This window comes from Wolbachia endosymbiont (group A) of Tromatobia lineatoria, assembly GCF_964028565.1.
GTDB lineage: Bacteria > Pseudomonadota > Alphaproteobacteria > Rickettsiales > Anaplasmataceae > Wolbachia > Wolbachia pipientis.
The window spans coordinates 1,172,698-1,189,513 of record NZ_OZ034791.1 but is presented as its reverse complement, the minus strand read 5'-3'; the positions used below and the strand labels follow the sequence as shown (position 1 = coordinate 1,189,513).

Annotated in this window: 16 protein-coding genes; 9 read left to right on the top strand and 7 right to left on the bottom strand. The window is 34.8% G+C overall.

What is annotated here, in order from left to right; all coding sequences use genetic code 11:
- The first annotated feature begins 403 nt into the window (after nt 1-403).
- A complete protein-coding gene (locus tag ABWU48_RS06250) occupies nt 404-1,222 on the top strand; it encodes a transporter associated domain-containing protein (protein WP_007549273.1) in 819 nt (272 codons plus the stop codon).
- 66 nt (nt 1,223-1,288) lie between these two features.
- Here the strand turns inward: ABWU48_RS06250 and ABWU48_RS06245 are convergent, their stop codons facing one another.
- Both ABWU48_RS06245 and ABWU48_RS06240 read right to left on the bottom strand, forming a co-directional pair.
- Complete coding sequence (locus ABWU48_RS06245) at nt 1,289-1,567, bottom strand: hypothetical protein (RefSeq protein ID WP_410542083.1); 279 nt, start codon at nt 1,565-1,567, stop codon at nt 1,289-1,291.
- A gap of 80 nt (nt 1,568-1,647) precedes the next feature.
- Complete coding sequence (locus ABWU48_RS06240) at nt 1,648-1,941, bottom strand: hypothetical protein (protein WP_006280049.1); 294 nt, start codon at nt 1,939-1,941, stop codon at nt 1,648-1,650.
- A gap of 133 nt (nt 1,942-2,074) precedes the next feature.
- On the opposite strand from ABWU48_RS06240, the gene purM reads away from it, so the two are divergent.
- Nucleotides 2,075-3,112: a phosphoribosylformylglycinamidine cyclo-ligase gene (purM, locus tag ABWU48_RS06235; protein WP_353288365.1), complete on the top strand. Its 1,038-nt coding sequence runs from the start codon at nt 2,075-2,077 to the stop codon at nt 3,110-3,112.
- Here purM and purC read toward each other — a convergent pair.
- Nucleotides 3,109-3,831 carry a phosphoribosylaminoimidazolesuccinocarboxamide synthase gene (gene purC, locus ABWU48_RS06230; RefSeq protein WP_010081959.1) on the bottom strand — a complete coding sequence of 241 codons (723 nt, stop codon included), beginning with the start codon at nt 3,829-3,831 and terminating at the stop codon, nt 3,109-3,111. The genes purM and purC overlap by 4 nt on opposite strands.
- Before the next feature lie 74 nt (nt 3,832-3,905).
- On the opposite strand from purC, the gene trmD reads away from it, so the two are divergent.
- The 6 genes from trmD (at nt 3,906) to terL (ending at nt 9,289) form a co-directional block, all read left to right on the top strand.
- On the top strand, nt 3,906-4,616 hold the full coding sequence (gene trmD / locus ABWU48_RS06225) for a tRNA (guanosine(37)-N1)-methyltransferase TrmD (protein WP_007549279.1): 711 nt from the start codon (nt 3,906-3,908) through the stop codon (nt 4,614-4,616).
- Nucleotides 4,600-4,977 carry a 50S ribosomal protein L19 gene (gene rplS, locus ABWU48_RS06220; RefSeq protein WP_006279489.1) on the top strand — a complete coding sequence of 126 codons (378 nt, stop codon included), beginning with the start codon at nt 4,600-4,602 and terminating at the stop codon, nt 4,975-4,977. Before trmD ends, rplS begins: the two co-directional genes overlap by 17 nt.
- A gap of 56 nt (nt 4,978-5,033) precedes the next feature.
- Nucleotides 5,034-5,210, top strand: a complete 177-nt coding sequence (locus tag ABWU48_RS06215; protein ID WP_220468281.1) for a hypothetical protein — start codon at nt 5,034-5,036, stop codon at nt 5,208-5,210.
- 46 nt (nt 5,211-5,256) lie between these two features.
- Nucleotides 5,257-6,507, top strand: coding sequence for a phosphate ABC transporter permease PstA (pstA, locus tag ABWU48_RS06210; RefSeq protein WP_015589336.1), 1,251 nt, complete (start codon nt 5,257-5,259; stop codon nt 6,505-6,507).
- A gap of 6 nt (nt 6,508-6,513) precedes the next feature.
- Entirely contained in the window at nt 6,514-7,311 is a 798-nt protein-coding gene (locus ABWU48_RS06205) for a phosphoribosylformylglycinamidine synthase subunit PurQ (RefSeq protein WP_353288364.1), read from the top strand.
- 535 nt (nt 7,312-7,846) lie between these two features.
- The gene (terL, locus tag ABWU48_RS06200; RefSeq protein ID WP_264705897.1) at nt 7,847-9,289 is read left to right on the top strand and encodes a phage terminase large subunit; all 1,443 of its coding nucleotides are present in this window, start codon (nt 7,847-7,849) and stop codon (nt 9,287-9,289) included.
- A gap of 445 nt (nt 9,290-9,734) precedes the next feature.
- On the opposite strand, the gene ABWU48_RS06195 is transcribed toward terL, so the two are convergent.
- Together ABWU48_RS06195 and lipB are read right to left on the bottom strand one after the other, a co-directional pair.
- Entirely contained in the window at nt 9,735-10,712 is a 978-nt protein-coding gene (locus ABWU48_RS06195; RefSeq protein ID WP_264705896.1) for an LD-carboxypeptidase, read from the bottom strand.
- Nucleotides 10,712-11,329, bottom strand: a complete 618-nt coding sequence (lipB, locus tag ABWU48_RS06190; RefSeq protein ID WP_353288363.1) for a lipoyl(octanoyl) transferase LipB — start codon at nt 11,327-11,329, stop codon at nt 10,712-10,714. Before lipB ends, ABWU48_RS06195 begins: the two co-directional genes overlap by 1 nt.
- Nucleotides 11,330-11,487: 158 nt before the next feature.
- Between lipB and ABWU48_RS06185 the strand changes: the two genes are divergently transcribed.
- On the top strand, nt 11,488-12,681 hold the full coding sequence (locus ABWU48_RS06185; RefSeq protein ID WP_209472460.1) for a phage portal protein: 1,194 nt from the start codon (nt 11,488-11,490) through the stop codon (nt 12,679-12,681).
- A 54-nt stretch (nt 12,682-12,735) separates the two neighbouring features.
- On the opposite strand, the gene ABWU48_RS06180 is transcribed toward ABWU48_RS06185, so the two are convergent.
- Together ABWU48_RS06180 and murJ are read right to left on the bottom strand one after the other, a co-directional pair.
- Nucleotides 12,736-15,279, bottom strand: coding sequence for an AsmA-like C-terminal region-containing protein (locus tag ABWU48_RS06180; RefSeq protein WP_182282701.1), 2,544 nt, complete (start codon nt 15,277-15,279; stop codon nt 12,736-12,738).
- Nucleotides 15,280-15,282: 3 nt separating this feature from the next.
- Nucleotides 15,283-16,770, bottom strand: coding sequence for a murein biosynthesis integral membrane protein MurJ (murJ, locus tag ABWU48_RS06175; RefSeq protein WP_010962984.1), 1,488 nt, complete (start codon nt 16,768-16,770; stop codon nt 15,283-15,285).
- Nucleotides 16,771-16,816 lie beyond the last annotated feature (46 nt).

Here is a 16,816-nt window from a genome sequence, read left to right as displayed (position 1 = left end):
ATCTATTCTATTTATTCTTTTGTATATTAAAGTATAGTAATAATAATAGTTCTATCAATAACTTGTTACTAACTTAAAATTCAGTAAAAATTGGCGTTGTTCAACTTGTGGATAAATATGTGAGTAACTTTCGTATATTATTGATTTTCTGTTATGATTTATGTGTATAAGTAAGGTGTTTAGAGTGTTAGTAATTTTCTTTTATGGAAAATACTTTACCATCATGCATTGTTACACAACTATGTATATGTTGTTGAAAAAGTTGTTGATCAATTGTTGGTATTTTATATCAACAAATAATTCACAAATTAATTTGACATTATTCACATGCTTATTAAACATTTAATAACAGTTTTCTTGATAAATCTAATCTGAAAACGTTTTTGCCATTACAGGGAATAAATTGAGTAAAAAAAGAACCTTAGTAGAAAAAATAGCATATAGAATTTTTCTCTTCCTTTTCAAAAAAGCTTCTGTGTTGAAAAAGTGTGCGACTGAGGCATTAATGAAAGATCTGCCAGACCTTAATATATTTAATGGTCTATTAAAATTCCGCGATTGTGGTATAATGGATATAATGACTCCACGTACAGAGATATGCGCAGTAGACATTGAGTCAAGCGAGCGTGAAATAATAAAGAAGATAAAAAACACTTGCCACACTAAAATACCAATTTATAAAAATAACTTTGATAACGTAATAGGCTTTTTTTATGTAAAAGATGTTATTTTTAATAGGGATAAAAATTTTAATCTGAAACATATTATACAAAGCGTAATATTTGTTCCACCCTCGATGAAGACAACTAATCTTTTTGTTAGGATGAACTCTTCTAAATCATGCTTAGCTATCGTATTGGATGAATATGGTGGAACTGATGGTTTAATTTCAATGACTGATCTTATAGAGGAACTAATACCAAACATTGATAGTGAAAACGAAATAAATTCAGAATATACCATTACTGAATTGTCTCAAAATAAGTTTGAAGTATCAGCAAGGGCTCTTATAAAAGATATAGAAGAGGATCTAAAAATAGAATTACGTGACCCTGAAGAAGACTATGTTACACTTGGTGGTTTGATTCTTTCGATTGCTGGTAAAGTGCCTTCTGTAGATGAAGTCATTAAATATAAAAATGGTATGAAGTTTATCATCAAAGATGCAAATGAGCGCTACATTAATAAAATAGTACTAGACTTAAGTGATTACAAAAATTAGATTTGGTACCCCTTGTCGGGGAATGCCTTGACACGAAGAAAAAGTTGTAATAACCAAATATGCAACTCAAGTTATAGTTAAACCTATTTCCAGCAAATTATTTTCGCAAGTATAATGCATTTCAGTGTTATAGTACTCTAATAATAAAGAGGTCATATAGATATTAATATCTTTTGTATTTAAATTAGTGTCATTTTTTTTGATTAATTTGTCTACTAATGATTTGCTTATTGGTTTGTGTTCATTTAGAATTTTTATAGTTAATAGCATTTTATCTTCTATTTGACTCAGTAAAACATATACTAGTTCAACTTCCGCCACTGCACTGGCTATAGTTAGCACCATATTAGAAATTATCTTATTTATCTTTTCAATTAAATCTTCCTTATTTTTTGCAGAGTATGCGTCTATTTTCCACGTAAGCTTTACTTTTTTTTTAATAAATAATTTTCGATATTAGATTTGGTCTTATCAAAGCTATAATTATCCATTGAAGAAGAATATGCCTGCTTCATAACTTTATGTTTATATATTAAATCATCGGAGCTTTCTTTAAGAAACAACAACGCTTCCTTCTGCGCATCAGCATCATTCTTATCTATTACTTCAAGCTCTTCTACGCCAAACGTTATTCCATTCATAGAGTTAGCAAAGTCATGAAGCAGCCGTCCTGATAGCAGTTCCGTTATTAACAGTATGTTTTTGGTATTTTCGTTCATTGGATAATTATAAATGATTTAAGTTACCCTATATTGGTAAGTATATAATAGTCAATTAAGAGAAAGTTTCGTTGCACTTTTTATATCAAGGCATTAATATAGTATTAACAATTTTAAAATTTATAAAAGGATTATGAATACTTATACCAGATCAGGAACAGATATTGAACTATATAATAAGTTAATAAAAGAAGTCAAGCCTATTGCTCAAGAAACTACTAGAGAAGAAGTAATCAGCGAAATAGGTTCATTTTCTGCGTTATTTGATTTTGCTGCACTAAGTAAGAAGTATGACCATCCAGTACTCGTTTCCTCAACTGATGGAGTAGGTACGAAACTGTTGATAGCTCAAGAAGTGAATAAACATGATACTATAGGTATAGATTTAGTTGCAATGTGTGTAAATGACTTACTTGCACAAGGAGCAACGCCTTTGTTTTTCCTTGATTACTTTGCAACAGGCGTTTTGACCAAAGATGTTTTATTATCTGTGGTTAAGGGCATTGCAGAGGGGTGCAAGCAAGCTAAAATAGCATTGGTTGGTGGGGAAACTGCAGAAATGCCTGGAATGTATGGTAATAATCACTATGACCTTGCAGGGTTTGTGGTTGGTGTAGTTGATCGAAAGCAAATTCTTCCAAACTGTAGTATGATGAAAGCAGGTGATTATATAATTGGCTTAGAGTCAAGTGGAATTCACTCAAATGGGTTTTCTTTAGTGCGCCATGTTTTCAAAAGCTTAGGTATAAATTATAACGATACATCTCTATGGAATAATAAATCTTGGAGTGAAATACTACTTGAACCAACAAAAATATATGTTGATTCTTTGCTGCCTATCATGTCACAAGTAAAAGGTATTGCGCACATCACGGGTGGTGGTTTGGTAGACAATATTCCGCGAATTCTTCCAAAAAACTTATTTGCAAACATAGACATTAATTCCTGGAAATGGCCAGATATATTTTTATGGCTAACAAAGGAGGGTAAAATAGAGAAGAAAGAAATGCTAAAAACATTTAATTGTGGTATTGGTATGGTATTGATCGTAAGTTCTGAGAATATGCAAAACGTGAAAAATCATTTCCAAAAACGTGGAGAAAAAATTGAAATTATTGGAAAACTTGATGAGGCATGTAACCCTCCACTTGATAGAGTAGTATTTAGTTAACCTAACTTTACTGACAGTCTTTTTGCAACTTCTAGGTATGCTTCCTTTAAATCTCCTAAATTCAAACGAAAGACATCTTTATCTAGCTTTTTATAAGTATTTTTATCCCATAATCTGCAGTTATCAGGGCTAATTTCATCAGCTAAAACGATTTTAGTACTGTCATTTATTAATCTGCCAAATTCTAACTTGAGATCAACTAAATATATACTTGCATTTGAAAATAGGTGAACTAATATTTCGTTGATTTTTAAAGTTGTAGTTTTAACTTCATCCATTTCTTTGCTAGATAGCCAATCAAAATACAGTATGTGATTTTCACTTACCATTGGGTCGGCTAGGTCATCATTTTTGTAAAAAAAATCGATTATAGGAGATGCAAGCCTCTCACCTTCTTTGATATTAAAACGTTTGCAAAAGCTGCCAGCTGCGACATTTCTAACTACTACCTCAAGAGGTATTATCTTGAGTTTTTTGACTAGCTGTTCTCTTTCGTTTAGAGTTTTTATAAAGTGTGTGCTAATTTCTGCTTTCTCAAGCTTTTCCATGATAAAAGCACTAATATGATTATTAATTATTCCTTTACCATCGATTATTTCATATTTTTCCTTATTGAATGCTGTAACATCATCTTTAAAGTGCTGTATGACAATTGATAAGTCTTCAGTTTCAATAATGGCTTTCGCTTTACCTTCGTATATCGTTTTATTCAGTGACATGTTTAATTTAACTATATATTATATCAATTTACTATTCTTAGAGTATAGCCCCAAATAACTTAAAATAAACCTTAATGGCATTCAATGTTACAATATTAACCATATTCCCAGAAATGTTCCCGGGGTTTTTGAACTATTCTCTTGCCGGAAAAGCGTTAGAAAAAAAAATATGGAACCTTGAAGTAATAAATATTCGTTCTTTTGCGAAAGATAAACATTCAACTGTGGATGATGTTCCATATGGAGGTGGAGCAGGAATGGTTATGCGTTCTGATGTAGTTGGTGATGCAGTAGATAGTATGCTCTCTGTTCATAAAAACACTAAGTTTATTTACATGACTCCATCTGGAACTAAGTTTAATCAGAATATTGCCAGAGAATTATTAGAGTTTCCTCATATAACAATATTGTGTGGTCGATTTGAAGGTATTGACCAAAGGATAATTGATGCGTATACTCCTTATGAGTTAAGTATTGGAGATTATATACTTTCAGGAGGTGAGCCAGCTGCAATGGTGGTTCTTGATGCATGCATTAGACTTCTTCCAGGTGTAGTAAATAATACCGATAGTATTACTGAAGAAAGTTTTAATTATGGTGGTGGTGTACTTGAATATCCTCAATATACTAGACCTGAGCAGTGGAAGGGATATAAAGTACCTGAGGTTTTGTTATCTGGCAATCACAAAAAAATAAGTGATTGGAGGCAGAAGCAGTCTCATGTTATAACAAAAAAGCGTAGGCCTGAATTATTGAGTGGAGAGATAAATGACAAATTTACTTAAAAAATTTAACGAACAGCAAATGCAAGTGTTAGCTAAAGAAATACCAGAATTTCGTCCTGGCGATGATTTGAAGGTCACTTTTAAAGTAGTTGACGGTACAAGTGAACGTATACAGATATTTGAAGGTGTATGTATATCAAAAAGGAACCGCGGGTTACATTCTTCTTTTGCAGTCAGAAAAGTGAGCCATGGAGAAAGTATAGTGTCTCAGTTTTTTGTTTATTCTCCTGCACTGGTTTCAGTGCAAGTGACAAGAAAAGGAAAGGTTCGTAGAGCAAAACTGTATTATCTGTGCAAACTATTTGGAAAAGCTGCAAGGATCAAAGAGCGTACTACTTATGTTAAAAAGAAATCTAAGTAGATACAATAGGGAGTGATGTCAATTGTGTCATCTCAGAACTCTCTCTTGTCATCCCAGTGCGTGACACACAACTGTACGAACATTGTGTTTGCCTCCCGCTGTGGTGTCATCCTAGTGCTCCGACACTGGGATCCAGCATTCATTATTCTCCTTTTGGTTTGTGCTTTCATGGAAAATGTAAAAATTATTTGCAGGCAAAGCCTGCTGGATCCCAGTGTCAGCTACTTGCATGACAAAAAAGGGGAAAGTTTTTTCAAATCCTCGTGTAAAGAAAAATAAATGAGTATAAAGAAAAAATTCCTTAAATTACTTCAGTCAAGGCGTGTACATGCTCGTATAAAAAGGAAAAATAAAAAGAACAGAGCGTTACGCTTTTGTTCTTTCACGGCACTAGTTATCTCACTTGGCTGTCCTGTGTGCATATTGTTGAGTATATTAGTTAACTCTTACAGTGCCTTAACAGTAACGAAAATTTTATTGCCAGTTGAAATAAATGCTGATCTTACTTTGGCGAGTAATCCTAGTGATTTGCGGTATAAGTCCATTGGCTTACTCAACGATTCTTTACGTAAGGTGTTTGGAGGAACTGATTTTAAAGACGGTGACGAAATTTTAAGTCGTAATTCTTACAAAGAACTAGAGAAATTTTTTCGTAAGAAAGTAAAAGATAGTGGTGAATATGAGATCTGGTTTACCGCGTCAAGTATAATTAATTCAATAAATAAAGATAAATATTTGAATGATCGTTATGCTAAATTACTTGATTGGCTAAAAGAAAAGAGGAGAGTGAAAAAATTTTTTAATAAGTCTTTATTCCTTAAATCTGACTCTCGTGAACCTGAAAATGCAGGGATTTTAGGAGCGTTTATCGGTTCATTAATGACAATTATAGTGTGCCTAGCATTAGCATTACCAATAGGAATTATGTCGGGCATCTGTCTTTACGAATTTATGCCTAAAAATAGGCTAATGACTAATATTGTAGAAATTAGCATAAATAATCTTGCTGCAGTGCCTTCAATAATATTTGGTGTAGTGGGCTTAACTCTCTATCTTGGCATATTTGGGCTACCACGCTCTTCACCACTTGTTGGTGGAATGACTCTTTCATTTATGATGTTACCTAATATTATAATTGCAACAAAAAATGCCTTTGCGAATGTTCCTATTACGATAAAAGATGCAGCGTTTGCGCTCGGTGCACCTCACATCAAGGTGATATTAGATCACTCTTTACCGATTGCGTTACCAAGAATAATACATGGTACTGTGCTTGCAATTGCAAGGATTTTAGGTGAATCTTCTCCTTTACTTATGATGGGTATGGTGGCATTTATTGCTGATACACCTACGTCCTTTTTCGATCCGGCGACTGTTCTACCTGTGCAAATATACATATGGTCAAGCAATCCTGAAATTGCATTTGTTGAACTTGCTGCTATCGCAATTATAGCTTTATTATTGGTGTTATTTGCGTTAAATTTAGTAGCAAATTTTGTAAAAAGGAAATTCGAATTTTTTAATTTTTAGCAATTCATGAAAATCACAGTCCTATCTGGTTATGGCTTAAATTGCGAAAAAGAAACTGCATTTGCATTTATGGAATGCAGCAGAAAACTTGGTATTGGTAATATTGAAGTAAAAATCGTTCACATTAACGATATCATAGATAATCCAGGTGAACTGAAATTAAGCAATATACTTGCAATTCCAGGGGGTTTTTCCTATGGTGATGACACTGGTGCTGGTAATGCGTTTGCTTTACGTATTAAAAACAACTTGTTGGATGAGTTTCAAGAGTTTTTATCTCAGGACAAGCTGATTATAGGAATATGTAATGGTTGTCAGATATTAGTAAAATTAATTCCAGAGTTCTCTAATCTAGCTTTAATCCATAATGATATAGGCAATTACCAATGCCGCTGGATTAGAGTGAGAGTTAATTCAAAGAGTAATTCTGTTTGGCTACGGGGTCTGAGTGAACTATATCTCCCTATTGCTAATGGGGAAGGCAAATTTTTTATGGATCAAGATATTTTGAACCAATTGATTGAGAGCAATTCCACCGCATTACGTTACATTGATAAAAATGGCAACTATGCTAACCTACAATTTCCTTACAATCCGAATGGATCTACATACGACCTAGCAGCTTTATCAGATAAAAGTGGAAGAGTGCTAGCTTTAATGCCCCATCCAGAAAGGGGAATATTTTTTACCCAGCAAGATAATTGGCCCCTTGAAAAAGAAAAGAGCAAGCGTTTAGGTGTTGCTGTGCCAAAATATGGCGATGGAATGCTTATATTTGAAAATGCACTAAAGTATTTTTGTTAAAATTTATTGATAGGGATTTATGGTCGAAATTATCCCCTGATATTGCAAAAAACTTGCTTGACAAACTCCGCCAGCGCCCTTATCATGAAAATGAAGCTATTTATTTATCTTCGCAATCTGCAGATTAAAACGACAAAGGGAACTTTGTATTTGGCGTAAATCATGCTTAATTTTTTGCACTATGTGCACCTCATGTCTTTATAAAACTTTTAGGTTTCTACCTATACAAGCAGAAACGCGCTTATAAAGCGTTCAAGACATCAAAAGACGTCAAATAGAACAAGGGAGAATTTGAATACTGGCTACCCTGGGGATTCTTTGCCTTTTTTTTCATTTGGTAAATTTCTTAAATATTTATGGCTAAACGACAATCGTCATCCCGCTACGTGTTAGCGGGATCTATGTTAAGGTATGACGGTTAAGTAAGGGATCTATGTTAAGAGATACCGCGGCGGTATGACGGTTAAGTAGGGTGTCATCCCAGTGCTCCTTTTTTTGTCATCCCAGCGTCACGTGCTGGTTTCAACATTATATCATGAACTTTCTAAAATTCATTGAGTTATGCTTTCAAACGGTAGTGCCGGGGTGTGAGTATAATGATTATCAGTATATAAAAGTCATAGCAGACAGACTTGAAGCGGCAAATGTTGGCAAAATGAGGCGAATAATATTCAATATGCCTCCGCGTTCAATGAAGTCCCTGTGCATAAGCGTTGCGTGGCCCGCATGGATACTGGGAAATCAGCCCACTGCAAGAATAATAGTTGCAAGTTACTCCCGGCTGCTTAGCGAAAAACACTCGCTCGATACAAGGTGTATAATGCAGTCTAGTTGGTATAGAGAGCTATTTCCAGAGGTAGAACTATCCAAAGATCAGAATACCAAATACAAATTTCAAACAGTGCAGAGAGGATACAGAATCGCAACATCAGTTGGTGGAACACTAACTGGTGAAGGTGGTGATTTTATCATTGTGGACGATCCGCTCAGTTCTGCTCAAGCTTTGAGTGAAACGCTTAGAAAGCGTGCCACAAACTGGTTTGATCAGACTTTAGTAACCAGGCTGAACGATAGAAAAAAAGGAGTCATCGTTCTTGTAATGCACAGGCTACACCAGGAGGACTTAACCGGACACCTTCTCTCCAAGCCAAAAAATATATGGCATCATATTTGCTTACCGATGATTTCTGAAAATAAGAAGATTATCTATTCAATCAAAAAGCCAGCGCATCCTGTTTCTGTCATCCAAGTAACTACAACCAGTAATAAAACAGCATCGCGTGCTAGACCTGCAAAGATGTTATACTCAAGAGAAGAAGGCCAGCTATTATATCCCCTCTATGGAGGAAAAAAAGAAGTTAAGATGATAAAAGTCGAACTTGGGAGTTACGCTTTTGCTGCACAATATCAACAGAACCCTCTGCCACTTTCAAGTGGTATAATTAAACGAGAGTGGCTGAAGCGCTATAGAAATTTTTCTGATAGTCTCTCATATGTCACTCAGAGCTGGGACACTGCAGTTTCAACAAGCAGCATGAGCAACTTTAGCGTCTGCACCACCTGGACAAAAGTGGGCAATAAATTCTATTTACTCGATGTATATCGCGCAAAGCTTGAGTATCCAAAGCTTAAAGAGCAAGTTCTGTCACTAGCTGCAAGATGGACACCGCACGCAATTTTAATCGAAGCAAAAACAAGTGGTCAGCAATTGGTGCAAGAGCTAAAGACAAACAGTGATTTACCAATTATCGAAATAGTACCACATGATGACAAACTCACTCGATTTTATCAAATTGTTCCGATTATAGAGTCTGGCAAGGTTTTTCTGCCGCACCAAGCAGTATGGCTGAACGATTTTGAGTATGAGATTTTAATGTTTCCTGAAACTCGACACGATGATCAAGTGGATAGTACCGTGCAATATTTGCAGTGGGTGAGAGATAGTAGCTCTAGGGTCGCAGCTTTACGGGCATTGTGATTTAAGCCTACCAGATCCAAGTAGTCAGCTACTTTCATGACACCCTGACAACCGTCATCCCGCTACGTGTTAGCGGGATCTAGAGATACCGCGAATGAATCGCGGTATGACGGTTCGTGGTGGTATGACAGTTCGTGGCGGTATGACGGTCTGCGGCGGAATGACGGTTAAGCAATTCGTCATCCCGCTACATGTTAGCGGGATCTCTTGTTAGCGGATGAGATACCGCGAATGAATCGCGGTATGACGGTTAAGTACGTGTTAGCGGCTAAGAGATACTGCGGCGGAATGACGGTTAAGCAATTCGTCATCCCGCTACATGTTAGCGGGATCTCTTGTTAGCGGATGAGATACCGCGAATGAATCGCGGTATGACGGTTAAGTACGTGTTAGCGGCTAAGAGATACTGCGGCGGTATGACGTAGAGCTCGCGTTAGCTATAAGATTAGCTAACATTCTGCACGTCCATAAAAAACAAACCTTCTTTTTCGTCTTGAACGCTAATAATAGCGTGAGTGTTAAAAGGTAAAGGATCATTTGTATGTCCATGGCCTACCCCTTTCATTGTAAATACAGGAAAGTTAACACTTTTTGCAAACCTTTCTTTTACAACTTCAACAAGGTTATCGTTATAGCAGTTAACGAAATCCCCAAAGATTACTGCATGTACTCCATCAAAGATGTGAGCTTGTTTTAGGTGATCTAAACTGCGCTCTATTGCGTATGGGTAGACTCTTATGTCCTCTAAAAATAGAATTTTACCTTTCGCATTTATTTGCCAAACAGTTCCTATACTGTTTTCAACTAAAGTCATATTACCACCGATGATTTTAGACTTTAATCTGCCATCTTTTAGTCTAATGCCATTATTTATCGTCTTTAGGTTATCAAATCTGATAGAATCCCGCTTGTTAAGAATTAACTCTTTCAATTTTTCAACAGAGCTTTCAGAAACGGAGTTATTTACTATCATTTCCAACATGGTGCCGTGAAGAGTTTGCCAATCATATTTAGCTTGTAGATGGATGTGCAAGGCAGTTATATCGCTATAGCCTATGAGGATCTTTTTGTTTTGAGCAATCCTTTCTTTTTTATCATTGGGTAACTTTTCTAGATAGGGAATTAACCGAGAAGCCCCTTCTCCTCCTCTGATACACCAGATTATTTTACTATCACCGGTTAGTGCACTAACCAAATCATTTGCTCTGAATTCATCAGAGTTGGAATAAAATGGATTATCATTACTATATATTTTCTCCGAAATATGGGGATTAAAATCCAAAGCTTCTACATATTCTTTTATAGTAGTCAGATCTAATTCTTTTCCCTTCGAAGAAGGAGCAATAATATCAACTTGGTCGATTGCATGAATACCTGTGTTAGCACATAAAGTGAGAATGAAATATAAAAGGTAAACAATCATTAAAATATCTTATAAAACTCTTTTTTTAGTATATCATCCAATTCAGAGAGTGGAACTTTCACTCCTAGTTCTTCCATTGACGTGACGCCATAACCTTGCAACCCACAAGGAATAATACCCTTATAGTGAGAGAGGTCTGGAAAGACGTTAAGCGCTATGCCATGATAAGTTACCCATTTTCTTAAGCGAATACCAAAAGCTGCAATTTTTTTTTCTGCTCCGTTATGGTTTACCCAAATGCCTATTCTATCTTCTCTAAACTCTCCAAGTATATTAAATTGCTTTAAAACATTTATGATCCACTTACTTAGATCTCTAATATATAGCTTTATATCGCATTTGTTTCTTTTTTTAAGGTTTAACATTAAATATATAATGCGCTGTCCTGGACCATGATATGTGTGTTTACCACCCCTTCCTGTTTTATATATGGGAAATAGTTTTTCAACAATATCATCAGCTGTTGCACTGATTCCTGCAGTATAAAGTGGAGGGTGCTGGAGTAGCCATACCAATTCGTCTGCTGAATTATTGTGAATTTGTTGAATTTTCTCTTCCATGGATTTTACAGCACAGTTATAATCAATAAGCTGATTAGATATTAGCCATTCTGTCATATTCTATTTCTTTTTTTTTAGTATAGCAGTTCGTTCTTTTCCTGTCACCCAAGTGCTTTCCTTCCGTCATCCCAGTGCGTGACACTGGGATCTATGTCTTAGTTTAACTACAGAATCTAAAACACTTTTAACTTTTAAACATCTTTCATGAGGCACATATGAATTTCAACATCTTTCAAAGAAAAAAAAGCGCAGTATTTACTAAATATTCTGCTTTGCAGCTAATGATGGAGCCAAGTTGGAGTAAGCGTGATTATGTAAGTTTTGCTGAGGAAGGTTACATAAAAAATGTTATTGCCTTTCGAGCAATCAATATGATTGCAAATGCTGCATCTTCGGTACCTCTTACTCTCTGCCAGCTTACTGACCAGGGAAAATCGCAACTAAAAGCCCATCCATTACTGAAATTACTTTATTCTCCTAACCCAATGACATCAAAATCGGAATTTATTGAGGGGATTGTAACTTATCGGTTAGTTAATGGCAATTCTTATATATTGATGATTGAGTCACAGAATAGTAGAAAACCACCAACAGAGCTTTATCTTCTGCGCCCAGATAGGGTTGAAATTGTTCCAGGGAGAAATAACGTTCCTTATATCTATCGTTATACCATAAATAACAACAGTTATGACTTTAAAGTTGATAAACTAACTGGATGTTCAGCAGTGTTGCACTTAAAGACCTTTAATCCTTTGAATGATTGGTATGGGTTATCACCAATTGAGGCAGCTGCATATAGCATAGATCAACATAATCAGGCGGGTGCTTGGAATCAAGCGATGTTGCAAAATGGGGCAAGACCAAGTGGTGCAATAGTTGTAAAATCAGCAAAAGATGGAAGTGGTGGAAGTTTAAGTCAAGAGCAGTACCAACGCTTAAAAGCGCAGATAAATGATCATTATTCAGGTTCTATAAACGCTGGAAGACCGATATTGCTTGAAGGAGGCTTGGAGTGGAAAGAAATGAGCTTATCGCCAAGGGATATGGATTTTATTGAGTCCAAACACAGCTCAGCTCGTGATATTGCGCTAGCTTTTGGCGTTCCACCGCAATTGCTTGGCATACCGGGTGATAACACTTATAGCAATTTAGTCGAAGCACGCTTATCCCTCTGGGAGCAGACGGTTTTACCAACGCTAGAAAATATTATCTGTCACCTGAATTCTTGGCTGACACCAAGATTTGGTGAAGATCTGTGCTTGTCGTATGACAAAGATGCAATAGAAATTCTCATGGAAAAAAGACAAAAGTTGTGGAAATACGTAGAAAACGCAAGCTTCATGACGCTCAACGAAAAGAGAGAAGCATTTGGCTTGCCACCACTGCCAGGTGGTGATGAGTTAGGTTAAGTTTGTATCCGTTCAGATGAGTTTATTGTCCCCTAAACCGTACACCTAAGTAAATTAACTATTTTTCTTGCCAACCAGAGCGATGAAGATTTGGTCTACATCAAAACTCATCTTAGGACGCCAAATAGGGCCATCCAAATGCATATCGATATAGATTGGATTACTATAATTTGGTGGTATGAAAAAGAACCTGAATATAGAAGCTAAAGCGAAGTTAGATAAGGTTAAATTAGAAGAGATCGATCCTGATGCTTGATCAATCCCGAACTGTAAACTAGTTGAACATATACCACTCTTAATACTTGCTTTTCCGCTAATATTTTCAAAAAATGTCTTGCCATTATATATATCAACATAAGCAAGTGTGGAAATTTCAGATTTATTCTTACTGCTTAACAAATTAGTGATAAATGAATTGAAATCTACATTAGTAACTTCTATTCCTTGCGCTTGTAAGTTTACATCTCCTGATAAGTTACTAGCCCAATCATGAAAACTTTTTCCTTGAGTTTTGATTTCACCATTTAAGCTTACCTGACCATTTACATTGTCAATTCCTATAACCTTACCAATCTTTTTAGTGTCCAAATTTACAATAGAAAATCTTGTATTTATTGAGTCTGATCTTAAATAACCCTGAAAAAACACTTGCCCGCGTTCTAATACGTAACTTGCCTGCCTGATAGTGATAGTGTTGTTTCTCATTACCGCATCCAAATTAAAATCTTTTAAAACATTCTGCTCGGTTTTAAATTCTGCAGTATTGATTTGCACATTTGCATCAAAGCCTTCTTTATCATCCAAAAAATCAAGCTGCTTTGTTGACCATTGAATTTGATCTATCTCATTTCTTGAATTTCTTTTCGTCTCTACTAAATTTGGTAATGTAATAATTTTTCCATTAAATTTACTGCCCGTAAGGTTAACATCTAATAAAGGTTTGGCGTATTTTTGATCTGCTAATATTTTTGCATTACCGGTAATATCGAAATCTTCTCCAGATAGTTTTATTTTATCTGCAACTAGCTTACCTTTTTCCATTTTCAGCAAAAAATCCAAATTTTTAATTTTCGTATCATTCAATGTAAGGTTATTAACACGGGCCTTTATATTTGTATCATACTGAAAATTTTTCAGCCATTGCATTTTAGGTAAACTGCTAAATAATGAATGATCATATTTATCTGCATCAAGATTATGCATGCTAAATTCACCATCGATCACACTGCGTTTTTTTGTGTGGCTTACTCTAATTGATCCTTGCAAGGATTCCTTATTATTTAGCAGTCTAATGTCTGAGATAGATAATATTCTTGGTGCAAGGTGCAGTTTAGAACTTAGTGTAAATTGATTTTTCTGGTTTTCTTTCATCTTTATAGAAGGGAAAAAACATGAAATGAATGACTCAAAATCATTTCCTTCGACTAATAAATCACCGTTGAATTCAGATAGGACATTATTGTTTGAGATCTCTCCTGATAAGTAAGATATATTATTGATTCCAGGAAATTTAAGAAGCGTATTAACTTTTACTTTGCCATCAGTGGATTTTAGTACAGCACGGAAATTGTCCAATATTTTGTTTTGATATTGAATGTTAGAAGCTTCCATATTAAAATTTAAGCTCAAGTTCTTTGGCACAACTGCTCTAAAACATTCCAGAAGATCCTTCATATTCATTGTTCTTTGTGAATCATTTTGTATGGAATCTAAATCAACTTTACTGAAGCTAATATTGAAATTAGTGTGATTGCCTTTTCTATCATTTTGTATTGTACCGCTGGCTTGCATGCTTTTGGAATCAATTTTTAAGTCAGTTGCCGTAAACTCACTTTCATTAAGACTTATATTGGATGATATCTTGATATTTTCGCTAGGAATAACACAAGAGAGAAAGCTAAGATTAATGATTTTTGCTAAATCACTCACAGAACCGGAACTGTTATTAATTGTTAATGTTAAATTACCCTGGAGTTCTTCTTGATTTCTATTACCTGTAAATAGCAAATTTACAAAATTTGATTCAACACTAATGTGTACATTCCTTTTTGTGATATTAACCTTTCCTGAAAAATCGTAATTATTATCACCTACCTTTACTTTACCAAAAAACTGCTTATTTTTTTTTACAGCAACTTCCTTTATGTTAACAATATCAGCGAAATCATTCTTGAAACTTACTTGGCTGTCTTTTATTACTATATCGACTGTGTTACCACTGGCGTTTGTATTTATAATATTAAGTAAATTTTCTTTGTTGCTTTTCATGCCAAACAATGTGATTGACTTTGGTTGCAACGAAAATAAAAACAACGATAGGAACGATGGCCTTATTTCAATTTTTCTTACACTAATTAAATCTGACAACTTTTGCTCTTTATTTTCGTTGTATTGTACGTATACATTATAAATAGTGAGCTTTGGGGTAATCAACGAAACTTTAATTTTTCCCCCAATATGCACTTTAGCATCATACGTCTTCTCTAACTCTTTTATGATATATTTCCTGTAGCCACTCCAATCCTTAAAAGTTGCAGCAACATGCATGAGAATTAATAGCAGTGAGATTGATAATATAGCATATAAAGAAAGTCTCATAATTTACACATGCTTAAAGTTTCCCTTAAATATTAAATAGAGAATACCAAAATAAACAATAACACTCAAAGCTATTAAAGTCGTTAAATAAACAATACGAGCCAACATTTTATCAAAAAATAATCCTGCCAACAAAGAATTAAAAATATAAAGGGCTATTGACATGACTGCCGTTGCTACAAAAATTTTCATGACATTTAACAATAACGCTTGGCTAACCTTATACATTTTATTTATTGTTAAATAACTAATTAATAGAATAGAGTTTATCCAAGTGGAAACGGAAGTAGCAATAGCAATCCCCGTATGCTGATACTCGTTCATTAACAAAAGGTTTAGCACTACATTAATTCCAAGACACATTAGCGAAAATATGGTTGGTATTTTCAGATTGCCTTTAGCAAAAAATGTAGGTAGCAATACTTTATTTATAATAAATGCAGGTAAAGAAAGAGAAAATGCTATTAAAGTGGGAACAGTTTGCTGCACTGCATAATGATCAAACCGGCCGTAAGAAAAAAGCGTAAGTAAAATTATGTCGGGAATAATGATAAAGGCAGCAGTTGTTGGCATAATTAACATTAATCCTATGTTGAGAGCCTTGTTCTGTATTTTGACTATATTTTCAGTATTATCCACCTGTTTTGAAATTAAAGGAAGAAGCACTGTACCAATTGCAGTACCGATTATTCCCTGCGGTAGTTGATTTAGTCTATCGGCATAATATATATAGGACACCGCATTTGGTATAAAACTCGCCATGATTGTATCAATCCATAAGCTTATTTGAGTTACACAATTGTTGATAATTGCAGGTATCACACGCTTAAAAAATAACCTTACTTCATTGCTTAATTCAAGGCTAAAAGAAAAAGCTGCCTTTAACTTGTATGCACTAAATAGTATCAAAAGTAGCTGGAAAATTCCTCCTATAAGGACAGCTATAGAAAGGTTGTGCGCTGGAGTTTTTACGTAAGGCACAAACAAACTGATGATTAAACAGAGATTCAAAACGATTGGTGCAATAGCTGTTGAAGCAAAATGCTGCTTTACTTGCAGCATTCCACCAATAAGTGATGCAATTGAAACAAAGATTATGTAGGGCATCATAATTCTTGATAAAGTAACAGTAAGGGTAAACTTACTTTGGTCAAATCCAGGAGCAAAAATTTGAATCATATAAGGGGAGAAAGTTTGCATGATAAGGCAAAAAATTACTAAGATAATAAACGTAATGGATATTACACTACTTGCAAAATTAAATGCCTTTTTATTATCATATGATTCTGTCGAATATAATGGTATGAATGAGGTAGTGAACGCTCCTTCTGCAAAAAATGCTCGAAATAGATTGGCAAAACGAAACGAAGAAAAAAATATGTCTGCAAGAGAGTTCGCACCAATAACTGTAGCAATCAATACATCTCTTATTAACCCTGAGATCCTTGAAATAGCCGTAAAAAAACTAAATGTGAAAATACTTTTAAACATACCACTACTTCATTAGTGTCAATACAATTAACTATAATGGTAAAAG

Coding starts and splice junctions, on each gene's coding strand:
- purC (WP_010081959.1), bottom strand. CDS start 3,831: ATGTCACTGAATAAAACGATATACGAAGGTAAAGCGAAAGCCATTATT.
- ABWU48_RS06185 (WP_209472460.1), top strand. CDS start 11,488: ATGAATTTCAACATCTTTCAAAGAAAAAAAAGCGCAGTATTTACTAAA.
- terL (WP_264705897.1), top strand. CDS start 7,847: ATGAACTTTCTAAAATTCATTGAGTTATGCTTTCAAACGGTAGTGCCG.
- murJ (WP_010962984.1), bottom strand. CDS start 16,770: ATGTTTAAAAGTATTTTCACATTTAGTTTTTTTACGGCTATTTCAAGG.
- purM (WP_353288365.1), top strand. CDS start 2,075: ATGAATACTTATACCAGATCAGGAACAGATATTGAACTATATAATAAG.
- trmD (WP_007549279.1), top strand. CDS start 3,906: ATGGCATTCAATGTTACAATATTAACCATATTCCCAGAAATGTTCCCG.
- lipB (WP_353288363.1), bottom strand. CDS start 11,329: ATGACAGAATGGCTAATATCTAATCAGCTTATTGATTATAACTGTGCT.
- ABWU48_RS06180 (WP_182282701.1), bottom strand. CDS start 15,279: ATGAGACTTTCTTTATATGCTATATTATCAATCTCACTGCTATTAATT.
- ABWU48_RS06205 (WP_353288364.1), top strand. CDS start 6,514: ATGAAAATCACAGTCCTATCTGGTTATGGCTTAAATTGCGAAAAAGAA.
- ABWU48_RS06245 (WP_410542083.1), bottom strand. CDS start 1,567: ATGGTGCTAACTATAGCCAGTGCAGTGGCGGAAGTTGAACTAGTATAT.
- ABWU48_RS06195 (WP_264705896.1), bottom strand. CDS start 10,712: ATGATTGTTTACCTTTTATATTTCATTCTCACTTTATGTGCTAACACA.
- rplS (WP_006279489.1), top strand. CDS start 4,600: ATGACAAATTTACTTAAAAAATTTAACGAACAGCAAATGCAAGTGTTA.
- pstA (WP_015589336.1), top strand. CDS start 5,257: ATGAGTATAAAGAAAAAATTCCTTAAATTACTTCAGTCAAGGCGTGTA.
- ABWU48_RS06240 (WP_006280049.1), bottom strand. CDS start 1,941: ATGAACGAAAATACCAAAAACATACTGTTAATAACGGAACTGCTATCA.